Genomic DNA, 12,693 nt, shown 5'->3' with positions numbered 1-12,693 from the left:
TTAGCCAAAAAGCAGAAAACCAAACTGCTAAGCTTATAGGCAAAGCCAGAAAACAGTACCATTTAGAGCGTTTTTTCGTTTAGTTTAGAAAATTCATTCTTTCATCCCCTCCAATGATTGTGATGCTGCACCAGAGACTTTAAACACGACCTCCTCAACAGCCAAAATAACAATTAATGTAATTAACCAATAAGAAATATCTCACGCAAATACCTTTTGACCGTAGAGAATAAACCAGGGGTATCATAGGCTTTTATGATTTAGCTCAAACCTCTCGATTAACTCAATGCGCTCGAACTCTAGACTCAGAAATGAACAACAAGGAGCATACTCTTTTTGACAAGCACGAACAAGATGATAAAAACCTCTTACTAGAATCTAGATTATTTTTATCACGCTAACCACCCAGATCAATGCATCAAGTTGAAATCTGTACAGATAGAATTGTTAAGTGCTGTACCACACACCACCTGTCTATATTTAACATAGCCTTCCGCATTGTAATTTCTGGAATGGGGATTCATAAAACCATGAAGGTAAGTGGAATGATGAACCTCCACTTGCTCTTTCTGCTTCAACGTCTGTATGACCTCTAATACAGAAAAATGAGACTCCATCACCGGGAATATCAAGCGCGTAGGAAATATAGGATCAATTTTGACGTAATGGCGAATTTGTGAACTATAAAATAAAATTGCCCCTGAAACATTACTCAAAGCTTGATGATCAGATAACCTCCATATGGCCGATGCACCAATACTAAAACCTACTAAACTCACATGACCAAATGATGCGCTGATTCTCTCTGATAATTTTTCAACGTATTTATCGAGTCCAACCTTTGATGTAAAGTGTGAATACGCCTCAACTTCACAATCGAAATTCATCAATTCTGAATTATACGGATCAACTATCTCTACACTACCAGGAAGATCAGCTGCAAATCGCTCTAACGCTTTTGTACGACCAAAAATATCTGAAACCAAAATCCAAGCCATAGTTTATTTTTTTCATATAACAAGAAAGAAACGATACACCGACCAGTTATAGTTTATTCTATGCATATTTATCGAGTTCGATACAGTATGTCGTAAAACATCGACCCAACAGCTCGGTTTTATGTACTGTTTTGGATATTCTTTTCAAAGCTCTGTATTCTGGCCTACTGTCAAGCAAATGACACACTATTTCTTTATGCCCCAACTCCTTAGCCCAACCGATCATTATTTTGAATACTGAGAGTCCAAAACCCCAAAACTGTTGAGATATGACAACAGCCATCTCAAAGCCGCTATCGTCAGGTTGAATACCACACCACCCAGCTAATACTCCACCGATGTAAATTAGTCGAACACGGCACCCAGGCAGGGAGTCTACTTCTAACTTAAACTTGATCCACCCATTAAGGCTTTGGTCATCAAAATATTCATGTTTAATTAAGTGCTCCCTAAGTGAATCCTCATTGAGTACAGCTAACAGCTCACCTCGATTCGCTTGGGTTAGTTCCTTAAACTCTATTCTGCTCATATTAAAGTAACTTTGACCTTATCGTTTTGGGGTGCTTTTAAGGACGAAATAATTTTTGCTTGCTTTATGAGTTACCCAAGAGTAATTGCGACCGAAAGGTAGGTGCCTATTCAATAAGGAAAGTTTCTTAATCCATTTGAGGAAAAGAATGCAGCCACAGTGTAAAAAACACAAAAATAGGACATCAACTCCATCATTCTATTAGTCGCTACGGTTTGCTCTCTTGTACTTTTCCTGGTACTCGCGGCGCTGCTTAGTAACTTCATATAATACAATTCCAGAAGTTGTTCCGAGGTTCAGGCTTTCAATCATTCCAAACATTGGAATGGATACGCAGAAAGCGCTATTTTCGACTGCAAGATCACTTATACCTCTAGATTCGTTACCAAACCAAACAGCCAGTTTTGGCTGAGTGTAATCAGCCTCATGCAATATAAAGTTGTCTTTTCCTTTTACATGGGGAGAGGTGACAATCGAGATAAATCTATTTTTTGCCAAATGATCCAGGCATTCCTCGGTACTATCAAAACGCTTTACGAAGCTCCATTTGATCGCAGAGACAGATGGTTTTGAGAGTGACTTTCTTTCTCTCATTTCCTGCCATTCATTGGGCAATAGGTTGCGTGGATCAACAATATACGTTTTTTCAACGCCTAACGCATTGACGTTTCTTATGACTGTTCCAATGTTCTTCATATCCATTGGGCACTCGAGAACAGCTATCAGATTTTTACAGCGATAGGGCTTAATTTCATCAGCTCTTTTTCGGGCACCATTTTTATCAATTTCCATATTCTCGAAGACCTTAGATAATTTGTTCACTACTAACATCGCAGTCAGACACAGCCTGGACTGTGTAAATACTAACAACAATAAGCGCAGCAACCTCACAAAATATGTATAATGCTATGTTAATGGCTGCATTACTTAATTAACTATTAAGCTACATCGACGCCCATAAACCGCCTATATAATTAAACGATATTATACCTAGCGCCAAATAATACAGGGTAGTGCCGATGGACAGTTGTACCCAATACTTTTCTCCACCCATCGATTTGCAGTGATAAAACCATACAGCCCCTATGGCTATCAATGGGCCAACAACTCCCCAAAAAAACCCATGTAATTATTCCAGGAACAAACTGAACATTGATAGAAACTATGTTCAGTATCGTATATAAAATTGTAAATAGTACAGTTTTAGTCAAAGGATACTTAATTATTTCCACTCTCTACCTAGACATTTAAACTTGAGCATAGAGCACACTGTCTAGCCGCAACATCAGCAAACAGCATGCGCCAGTTATAGGAAGTTAACTCCAAATAACCCATCCGATAGCCACTCCTAAAACCAAGCAGGAAGCTCCTATTTTAACCAGTAAGTTATGCTCTGCTCTATCTTCCATTATGGCGCCCTGAATGTACAAGTTAAGCGCTTTTTCTGCTTCATCTGAAGATGGAAATTCCTTATAGAAATTCAGTAAAGCGTTTTGAACTTTGGGTACCCACGAGGATGGATGATCCTCCTCAGGAGTATAATCTAATACAGCCAAAACATAAGGTGCCTGGGGCTCTACTAGCTTTCCTATTTCCTTAGCTTCATCGTAATACTGAGATATATCCATCGTTGTATCTACGTATACCATTTCAATTAGATGATACCTTTGCAGTCGATTGTACTACCTTGTTAGCCCTAAAACTTCCACCAAGACTTCCTTTTTGGCTTGACCAAGGTAACACTTTCAATTGGAGTGCCCTCTGGCAAACCCTGAACTTTTTTATGAAATTGTCCTGATATTGAGAAGTGGACTTCGATATCAGTTATCTCAAAATTTTCTATGTCAATTTCACCACCAAGAAATAGAGGTATCTTAATGCTGTAAATCATATATTTAGAAAGTGACTTACCTGATTCAATCAAGCTACGTACAAATTTTGCCCCCATAAAACCGCTAACAAATTCAGAGTCTTGTAATTTTGAGAGAAACTCTTCTCCATCTTTTGCGATGAACTCGACTTGGCAAAGTGTAGTACTCAAAAACTCCACTTCATTGGTTTTTACGTTTTGAATAAACGCATCGCCAAGAGCGGTAATAACTATAGGTAACTTACCCTTACCAATAAGCCATTCCCAATCGGATAGAAGGTCTCCCTGGTTAATATGAGAAAAATTTACTGTTAAATCATTTAATGTCATGAGAATATTTTTACTAGTTAGCGCTTGCGAACCGGAGTGGAGATCAAAACTACGAAGCAGCGGATCATGGCCTACTCTGTTAGATCACCACTCCCTCATTTTTCCATCATTTGCCATATAACTATTGACCAAGCTTTCAGAAAGGCTTGCAACTCTCATAACCTCCTCCTCTGTCAGCTCTCTACCTAAATTTAATTTAAGCTGAGAAAATGCCTTCGAGTCTTCACAAATCACGCTTGGCATGGACGATATTGCTGCCCATTCAATTTCGTGACCTGGTATATTTGTAGTAGCCTCATATGCATCAACTACCCATCCACACCCCAATCGAATTGCAATTAACCCACTTTCGACAGCTCTTTTATCATCTTCTGGAGTTAGATTTTTTGGATGAATATACACCCATTGGTGAACATCCTCGACAGCCTTTTTCTTTATCGCTTTTAATGCAGCCTCTCCACCGACTTTATACTGAAGGTACTCAAGAAGCCCCTCTACACTTGAATAGTCCTCTGATGAAAGCTAATCATACTGATCATCAATAATAAATTCACATTCATCAATTAGCTCTTTGAGTTGCTTTTTATCAAAATGATTTAGTTCCGAGTAATCCTTAAGATCTAGGACAGGTGGAATTTCCATATATGCTCTTCAAATCTAACATTTATATAATAGCTGCCCAAACCACTATTATCTTTACTACGGTTTAAAATGTAAATTCGCTCCTCACATTTACTTTTTATTATGAAGCCAGTGAGGCAAGCATAAGTGGGACCATAGAGCTAAATAAAAAAATGCGCTCTATATGGCCACTATCACAAGCACCAATTAAATATCTAACTCTTTGATTTTAAACTTATGACTCTAATGATCTTAGTTTCTTCAAAAACTGAACTCGCTTAACTACCACCGCCAAGTCGCCGCTATATACGGCCCATGTTGAGTAATATCATAAGCAAAACGCCCATCAGAGAGTCGATCGGAATAATCAATACTGTAATACTGATACCCAAAACGCAGTGAGATTGTCTTCCAGGCGCGCCAGTCGAATCCGGCTAGTAGATTCCACTGTAAGTCATCACCCCCAGCGCCAAAGCCTCCCAATTCCGTGCGTACAGCAACGGTTAGGCATTCAGTAATTCCGATTGCACCTCGCGCAGATAGTGTAGGTTCCCACCAACTCTGTTTGCCTCCAAGGCGATTCCTAAATTCGGGCCTGGGGCCTATGTTAATTCCCGCTCGTGCTTTCACTTCCTGCTTTAATCGGTTCCAGCGCAAACCCGCTCCCACATCTACAAAGTACTTTCGCCCACTATTAGCCAGATTCCCTTCTAAAATCCGGTAACCGGCTAGGGCATTTATCCAGCCCTGGCGAGCATCCACCTCAACATCAATATCTACATCGATATCCAGCTGTGGGTTTCGCGGCGGGGTTATGGTTGCTCCCTTGTCCAATCTGAGGTGCACATAGTAGAGATCCGCCACTACCCCAAAGCGCCCTTTCCAGGCTTCCAGGCGCACAGAAAATGCAGCGTTGAGGAGCTCCAGGGTTTTACTTAAATCCAGATCAATATCGACACTGGTGTCAGCGACAGTAGAAGTCCCTTTAGTGCGAAGCGGGAGGAAAAGATAAGGAGTGGCAAGGAAGCGCCAGTCATCGGGCTCTTTGGAAGTTAGGCTGGCAGCTGTTGCAGGCTCCGAACTTTGCGCAGCGGCGGTACAGGAAATAAAGCTACAGAGCGCCAGCGCCAATAATTGCTTTGCGCTTTTCGCTTTCCCCTGTTCCTGTTTCATAGCAGCAACCGCTCCAAATCATTCGAGGCCCGATAGAGCACCAATGAATAAGGATAGATAGAGCTGAGGGAAGTTTCAGAGTGAGGAAATCTGCGGCATAGGGGGAGGAAATACTGCCGGGCAGGTAAAACTACCCGGCAGTGAGAAGCGATTAGTCGTTCGCTTCAGGGCGCATATGCGGGAACAGCAGTACGTCGCGAATCGACGGAGAGTTGGTAAACAACATTACCAGACGGTCGATACCGATGCCCTCACCAGCGGTGGGCGGTAGGCCGTATTCCAGCGCGCGGATATAGTCGGCGTCGTAATGCATGGCTTCGTCGTCACCGGCATCTTTCTCCGCAACCTGGGCTTTGAAGCGCTCGGCCTGATCTTCCGCGTCGTTCAACTCGGAGAAACCATTGGCTATCTCGCGGCCGCCTACGAAGAATTCAAAGCGGTCGGTGACAAACGGATTGTCATCGTTACGGCGAGCCAACGGAGATACTTCGGTTGGGTACTCAGTGATAAAGGTCGGCTGGTCGAGACGGTGCTCTACAGTCTTCTCGAAGATCTCGATCTGTACCTTACCCAGGCCCCAGCTATCTTTCAGCGGGATTTCCAGCTTCTCGGCTACCGCGCGGGCGGATTCGATATTGTCGATATCGGCCGCAGTCAGTTCCGGGTTGTAGTGCAGGATGGAGTCGAACACAGACAAACGCGCGAACGGCTTGGAGAAATCGTAGCTGCTGTCCTGGTATTCCACAGTGGTGGAGCCCAGTACATCTTCACAGATACCGCGCAGCATCTTCTCGGTGAGGTCCATCAGGTCGTTGTAGTCCGCGTACGCCTGGTAGAACTCAAGCATGGTGAATTCGGGGTTGTGGCGCGTGGATAGGCCCTCGTTGCGGAAGTTGCGGTTGATCTCGTAAACCCGCTCAAAACCACCCACGACCAGACGCTTCAGGTACAGCTCCGGGGCAATACGCAGGTACATATCGATATCCAGCGCATTGTGGTGGGTAACGAACGGACGCGCGCTGGCACCGCCGGGAATAACTTGCAGCATGGGCGTTTCCACTTCCATAAACTGCTGGCCGTTGAGGAAGTCGCGGATGTACTCGATCACTTTGGAGCGCACGCGGAACACTTCACGGGCTTCCGGCGTGGCGATCAGGTCCACGTAGCGCTGGCGATAACGCATTTCCTGATCGGCGATGCCGTGGAATTTTTCCGGCAGCGGGCGCAGTGCTTTGGTTAGCAGGCTGTACTCTTCACAGTTGACGTAGAGGTCGCCCTTGCCGGATTTGTGCAGAGTGCCTTTTACGCCGACGATATCGCCGATATCCCAGGCACCGAAGCGTTCTTTAATATCTTTCTGTGCCGCTTTATCGGCGTAGAGCTGGATGCGGTCAGACACATCCTGGATCACCATAAAGGGTCCGCGTTTAGCCAGGATTCGCCCTGCTACGCACGCCCGTTTACCCAGTTCTTCCAGCTCCTCTTTCTGTTTATCGCCGAACTCAGCTTGCAGGTCGGCAGCGAGGTTCTCGCGGCGAAAACTGTTGGGGAAAGCATTGCCCTTCTCGCGCAGAGCGGAAAGCTTGGTGCGGCGCTCGGCGATCAGTTTGTTTTCGTCTTGCTGGATATCAGTCATGGTGATCTATCAGTTTTGTGATTGATATTGCCCCTCATCGACGAGGGGCGCGGTGAGAGTGGAGACTTTTAATCAGAGGCCGGCTTTTAGGCTGGCCTCGATAAATTGGTCCAGGTCTCCGTCCAGTACTGCCTGGCAGTTGCTGGTCTGGACATTGGTGCGCAGGTCCTTGATACGCTGGTCATCCAACACGTAGGAGCGGATCTGGCTGCCCCAACCGATGTCGGCCTTGCTGTCTTCCATGGCCTGCTTCTCTGCGTTGCGCTTGAGCATTTCCTGCTCGTACATTTTTGCGCGCAGCATTTTCCAGGCTTTATCGCGGTTCTGGTGCTGGGAGCGCTCGCTCTGGCACTGCACGACGATACCGGATTCTGTGTGGGTCAAACGCACCGCAGAATCGGTTTTGTTCACGTGCTGACCACCGGCGCCGGACGCGCGGTAGGTGTCTTCACGCACCTGGGATTTGTCGATTTCAATCTCGATATTGTCATCGATTTCCGGTGACACAAATACCGAGCTGAAAGAAGTGTGACGACGGTTGCCAGAATCAAACGGCGATTTGCGCACCAGGCGGTGTACGCCGGTTTCCGTGCGCAACCAGCCGAACGCGTGGTCGCCGGCGAAATGCACGGTGGCACTCTTGATACCGGCCACTTCCCCCGCGGAGACCTCTTCCAGGGTGGTCTTGAAGCCGTGGGCTTCACCCCAGCGCAGGTACATACGCAGGATCATTTCCGCCCAGTCTTGGGCCTCGGTACCACCGGAGCCGGCCTGGATATCCAGATAGGCGTTGTTCTCGTCATTCTCGCCAGAGAACATACGGCGAAATTCCAGAATCCCCAGCTGCTGCTGGAGGCCTTCGATCTCAGTGGAGACCTCCCCTACAGAGTCCTCATCATTTTCCTCGACTGCCATTTCCAACAGTTCGCGGCAATCGGCAATGCCGGAGTCGAGGTTTTCGATGGTATTAACCACCGTTTCCAGGGAAGAGCGCTCGCGCCCCAGTTCCTGTGCGCGGTTGGGGTCGTCCCAAACACTCGGCTCAGCCAGCTCCAGCTCTACTTCGGTAAGGCGTTCTTTCTTGCTGGCGTAGTCAAAGATACCCCCTAAGAACGTCGGTGCGCTCTTCGAGGTCTTTTAATTGATTGATGAGGGGATTGATTTCCATGAACTTTCGGTGTCCGGACAAAATAAAAAGCGGCGCGCATTCTACCGCAGCGCGCGGGGGTCCTTCCAGTCAGATAGGGGCTGATATGGCGGCAAATCCTCTACTAGGCGGTCTGTCCCGAGAGCTTTTCCAGAATTGCGCAGTCTGGGGACTCATTGCCGGCGCAGCTATCGGCAAAGGCCCGCAAGGTTGCGCGCATCCCCAGCAGGGTCTGCAACTGCTCTTCGAGCTGCCCGAGCTTGTGATTGACCAGGTCTTTGGTCTCGCGGCTGTGGCGCTCCGGGTTATCCCGCAACCCCAGCAGCGCCCGGACCTCCTCAGTGGTAAAGCCACAGGCCCGCGCGCGGCGCACGAAGCAGAGGGTTTCAACATCGGCAGTGGAGTAATCCCGATAGCCATTAGCAGAGCGGCCGGGCACCACCAGGCCAATATTTTCGTAGTGGCGCAGGGCTTTTGCACTGAGCCCCGAATTGTCTGCGGCCTGGGAAATATTCACGATTACCCCACTTAAGGTTTCAACTCAGGCACTGTTGTCCCGACAAGCAGCAAACTGATACTGCACTTTCTCCGCGGGGCTATATCCCAGCTCAATTGAGGCATCCAGGGCATCCATACCGACCAAGTGCATCAGGATATCTCCTGTGGGTGCGCCACATACGGCGGGGAACATCCTGTCGGTGCGGACTCCACAGCGGGACTCCTGCACCTTCACCCCATTGTCACTCAACTTGGCCTGGCTCTGCTGAAGAGTCATACCACCCCCTTCACACTGCTTGCTGCCACTGCCGCGGTAAATCCACACCATTTCCCCTGGCCTCATAGTCGCTGCAGGAGGCGTGGGTGCGACTTCGGGCTCCGCCGCGCCGGGTGTGTTCTCAACCTCGTTCTCCATCGCTTTCTCCTCCCTCGACTGCCCGCAAGCCGCCACTGAGATAATCAGGGCCCATACCCATAAGAATGACAACCGTTTTTTCAACACAGAACATCCTCCATAAAGCGATAAATAGCCGTGTCAGGATAACGCCAACCAGGCTCCCACCGATAGCATCAAAGTACCAGAAATCCGATTAACCAAACGCACATTTTCAGACCGCTCCAACAATCGACTCAGGGCCTGGCCGCCACTGGCATAAATCAGCAGGCACAACGCCTCCAAAAGCAGCAATATCGCCAGCAAGACTGAAAGCTGGGGTATCAGAGGTTTGGTATCGTTAATAAATGGCGGTAATAACGCAATAAAAAACGCCCAGCCCTTGGGGTTAGCCACAGCTGTAACAAAACCCTGTAGTGCCAGCGCTCTTCGCGATGGTCGGCTAGCGTCGACCGTATCACCCTGATCCATCAGAGCCAGCTGCCCCCGGGAGCGCCACATCTGCACGCCTATCCAGGCCAAATAGGCGGCCCCGCAGTATTTGAACAGCTGAAATAAAGTCGGATACTGAACCATCAATACCGCAGCACCGAGTGCAGAGGTAATCGCCACCGACGCAACACCGATCAACTCCCCCACCATCATCCACAGAGTCTGGCGCACGCCCAGGGTAATTCCCAGACTGAGCGATAGCATCATGCAGAGCCCCGGTGTGACCGAGGCAAAGAAGCTTGCGGGAACAAAGAGTGCCAGTGTCGATAATTCCATTGATATTCCTAGTGGTGAGTACCGCTGTGGTTGCCGTAGTGACTGACCAGCATCCCCGCCAGCATCAAACCACAGCCAATTAACTCCGTGGTATTGAGCATTTCATTGAGGAATAGCCAGCCCGCCGCCAGGGCGAAAACTGCCTCCAGGCTCATAATTACGGTAGCGTGAGAAGGCGCGGCGTAGCGTTGGGCCAAGAGCTGGAAAGTAAACGCCAGTGCCGTGGAGAAAATCATCATATAGGCAATAGGCCAAGCCGCATCGATCGCCGATTGCAGTGTCGCCTCTTCGGTAAATAGCGAAGCTACGGCGGACAAAAGGCCACACACCAGGAACTGGATACAGGCCAGCCGCAGGGCATCGTAGCGTTTTACCAATCGATCCGCCGTCAATACCTGGATGGCAAAAACAAAGGCACTGGCAAATACCATTAAGTCGCCCACCAGCTGGGATTCTTCACTGAAGTCCGCCAGCCAATAGAGGCCAAACAAAGCGAGACCAATTCCCATCCAGGTCCAGCGGTTGGTTTTATGCCCCAGGGACAAACCGATCACCGGCACCAGCAGTAAATAAAAACCGGTAATAAATCCGGCGCGGCCGGCAGTGGTATAAAGCAGGCTCACCTGTTGCAGTGCCGCGCCGAGAAACAGCCAAAAACCCAACAGTGCGCCACCGGGCAGGCAGGCGCGCCAGGTGTGATTCACCAATTGTCCCTCGGCTTCACCGGGCTGGGCATCGCGACGGGAGGACAACCAGTAAACGATGGGAATCAGGATTAAACCACCGAGAATAAAACGCCATGCGTTAAATGCCAGTGGCTCAATATCCGCCATGGCAATCTTTTGCGGCACAAAGGCTACGCCCCAGAAAAGAGCGGCTAATAACAGTAGGACTTCGGCCTGAACTTGTTTACGTTTCACTACTTTTTACTTCCAAACAACTTGGGAGCCACTGCGAAAAACTTCCTGATTTCCCAGCGGCCAGAAATAAAGTAAACCCTATACCGCTTCTAACAGGCTCACCATTAATTGCAGGGATTCCCGCCCGCGAAATTCATTAACATCGAGCTTAAAAGCCAGGCGCACTCTTTCCGTGGGCTGCGGCCACTGCTCGGTGTCCACATTAAAAGCAATAGCATCCAGCGCTAATTGCGGTGCCTGGGGCGGCGCCACCACCATTTTTAAATGGCGCTCGCCGACAATGCGCTGTTGCAGCAACAGGAATTCACCGTCGAATACCGGCTCTGGAAACGCCTGTCCCCAGGGCGCGCAAGCGCGCAACATAGCTGCCGTGTGCAATGTGTAATCCCCAGATTCCAACTCACCGTCAGAGTCGATAACCGCGTGCAGCTGGTTTTCATTCAGGCGGTTGCGCACCACCTGCTCAAAAGCGTTGCGGAAAGCCTCCAGGTTTTCCTGGGGTAAGCTCAGCCCCGCCGCCATGGCGTGGCCACCGAACTTGCTGATCAGGTCCGGATGAGCGGCGGCTACGTCACTCAGGGCATCGCGAATATGCAGCCCGGGAATCGAACGCGCAGAGCCCTTCACCAGGCCGTTGTCACCCTCAGCAAATGCGATCACCGGGCGGTGGAATTTCTCTTTGATACGGCTGGCCAAAATACCCACCACACCTTGATGCCAGTTGGCATCGTACAGACACAAACTCCAGGGAATTTCGCCCTCCAGGCGCAACTCATCCAGGGCCGCCATTGCCTCCCGCTGCATCCCCTGCTCGATCGCTTTGCGATCCCGGTTCAGGGCGTCCAGCTCGCCGGCCAGCTCCCGCGCTTCACTGGGATCGCGGGTGAGCAGGCAGCGGATACCGGTGCCGATATCGTCGAGACGACCAGCCGCATTAATACGCGGCCCCAAAATAAAACCAATATCTGTGGTGGAGAGCCTGCGCTGGTCGCGCCCGGCAACCTCCATCAGGGCGGCAATTCCGGGCCGGCAGCGACCGGCGCGGATACGGGCGATGCCCTGGTGAACCAGAATCCGGTTGTTGTGATCCAGTGGGACCAGGTCGGCCACAGTACCCAAGGCAACCAAATCCAGGTATTCGGCCATATTGGGCGGGGCGATACCGCTCTGCTCAAACCACCCACTCTGCTGTAGGGCCGTACGCAAACGGCTGAGCAGATAAAAGATCACCCCCACCCCAGCGAGGTTCTTGCTGGGAAAGTCACAGTCCGGCTGGTTCGGATTTACGATGGCATCCGCCTGCGGCAGCTCACTGCCGGGCAGGTGGTGATCCGTCACAATCACTTTCATACCAGCGGCTTTTGCCGCTGCCACGCCCTCGATACTACTAATACCGTTATCTACGGTGATCAGCAGATCGGGCTGATAATCTTTGGCTACCTCGACAATTTCTGGAGTCAGCCCGTAGCCGAAGTCAAAGCGATTCGGCACCAGGTACTCCACTCCCGGCGCGCCCATTGCACCCAGGGCCAACACCCCCAAGGTGCTACTGGTGGCTCCATCCGCATCGAAATCCCCCACGATAAGGATTTTCTTTTGCCCGTGGATAGCATCCACCAGCAAGGCAACGGCAGCCTCCAGCCCTCGCATACTCTGCGGGCTCTGTAATTGAGAGAGGCTGTGATCCAGCGCTTCTTCGCTGACAATCCCCCGCCCCAACAGGACACGCTGCAATATTTTTGGTGTTTCAGAAGCAAAACGGCCAGTAGACAAATCCACTGGCCGTCGCTGAATTTTTGTACTCAATGT

General features: G+C 49.4%; 14 protein-coding genes. All 14 read right to left on the bottom strand.

What is annotated here, in order from left to right:
* Positions 1–410: 410 nt before the first annotated feature.
* Positions 411–998 (bottom strand): dienelactone hydrolase family protein, encoded by a 588-nt coding sequence (locus ACJJI5_RS08145; protein ID WP_444896560.1) that lies wholly within the window; start codon positions 996–998, stop codon positions 411–413.
* Between the two features lie 58 nt (positions 999–1,056).
* A complete protein-coding gene (locus ACJJI5_RS08140) occupies positions 1,057–1,527 on the bottom strand; it encodes an N-acetyltransferase (protein ID WP_444896559.1) in 471 nt (156 codons plus the stop codon).
* 201 nt (positions 1,528–1,728) lie between these two features.
* The gene (locus tag ACJJI5_RS08135; RefSeq protein ID WP_444896558.1) at positions 1,729–2,319 is read right to left on the bottom strand and encodes a TrmH family RNA methyltransferase; all 591 of its coding nucleotides are present in this window, start codon (positions 2,317–2,319) and stop codon (positions 1,729–1,731) included.
* A gap of 524 nt (positions 2,320–2,843) precedes the next feature.
* A complete protein-coding gene (locus ACJJI5_RS08130) occupies positions 2,844–3,155 on the bottom strand; it encodes a hypothetical protein (RefSeq protein ID WP_444896557.1) in 312 nt (103 codons plus the stop codon).
* Between the two features lie 68 nt (positions 3,156–3,223).
* On the bottom strand, positions 3,224–3,727 hold the full coding sequence (locus ACJJI5_RS08125) for a T6SS immunity protein Tdi1 domain-containing protein (protein WP_444896556.1): 504 nt from the start codon (positions 3,725–3,727) through the stop codon (positions 3,224–3,226).
* Between the two features lie 84 nt (positions 3,728–3,811).
* Positions 3,812–4,129, bottom strand: a complete 318-nt coding sequence (locus ACJJI5_RS08120; RefSeq protein ID WP_444896555.1) for a hypothetical protein — start codon at positions 4,127–4,129, stop codon at positions 3,812–3,814.
* 501 nt (positions 4,130–4,630) lie between these two features.
* Positions 4,631–5,521 (bottom strand): hypothetical protein, encoded by an 891-nt coding sequence (locus ACJJI5_RS08115; RefSeq protein ID WP_445355971.1) that lies wholly within the window; start codon positions 5,519–5,521, stop codon positions 4,631–4,633.
* A gap of 151 nt (positions 5,522–5,672) precedes the next feature.
* Positions 5,673–7,157, bottom strand: a complete 1,485-nt coding sequence (gene lysS / locus ACJJI5_RS08110) for a lysine--tRNA ligase (RefSeq protein WP_444886817.1) — start codon at positions 7,155–7,157, stop codon at positions 5,673–5,675.
* A gap of 72 nt (positions 7,158–7,229) precedes the next feature.
* Positions 7,230–8,325, bottom strand: a protein-coding gene (prfB, locus tag ACJJI5_RS08105) for a peptide chain release factor 2 (RefSeq protein WP_444893198.1) whose coding sequence is annotated in 2 segments (ribosomal slippage) — positions 7,230–8,252 and positions 8,254–8,325 — 1,095 coding nt in all. Because the reading frame shifts where the segments join, the coding sequence is not laid out codon by codon here.
* Positions 8,326–8,428: 103 nt separating this feature from the next.
* Positions 8,429–8,821: a MerR family transcriptional regulator gene (locus ACJJI5_RS08100; protein ID WP_444917804.1), complete on the bottom strand. Its 393-nt coding sequence runs from the start codon at positions 8,819–8,821 to the stop codon at positions 8,429–8,431.
* A 24-nt stretch (positions 8,822–8,845) separates the two neighbouring features.
* Positions 8,846–9,304 (bottom strand): hypothetical protein, encoded by a 459-nt coding sequence (locus tag ACJJI5_RS08095; protein ID WP_444917805.1) that lies wholly within the window; start codon positions 9,302–9,304, stop codon positions 8,846–8,848.
* 33 nt (positions 9,305–9,337) lie between these two features.
* Positions 9,338–9,964: a LysE family translocator gene (locus tag ACJJI5_RS08090; protein ID WP_445355970.1), complete on the bottom strand. Its 627-nt coding sequence runs from the start codon at positions 9,962–9,964 to the stop codon at positions 9,338–9,340.
* Between the two features lie 8 nt (positions 9,965–9,972).
* Positions 9,973–10,884 (bottom strand): DMT family transporter, encoded by a 912-nt coding sequence (locus ACJJI5_RS08085; protein WP_282933653.1) that lies wholly within the window; start codon positions 10,882–10,884, stop codon positions 9,973–9,975.
* Positions 10,885–10,962: 78 nt separating this feature from the next.
* Positions 10,963–12,690, bottom strand: coding sequence for a single-stranded-DNA-specific exonuclease RecJ (recJ, locus tag ACJJI5_RS08080; RefSeq protein WP_445355969.1), 1,728 nt, complete (start codon positions 12,688–12,690; stop codon positions 10,963–10,965).
* Positions 12,691–12,693: the final 3 nt, after the last annotated feature.

The sequence above is a fragment of the Microbulbifer maximicatervae (SeqCode) genome (assembly GCF_052467955.1).
Note: the sequence above shows the minus strand (reverse complement) of the source record. Positions and strands in the feature narration are given on the sequence as shown.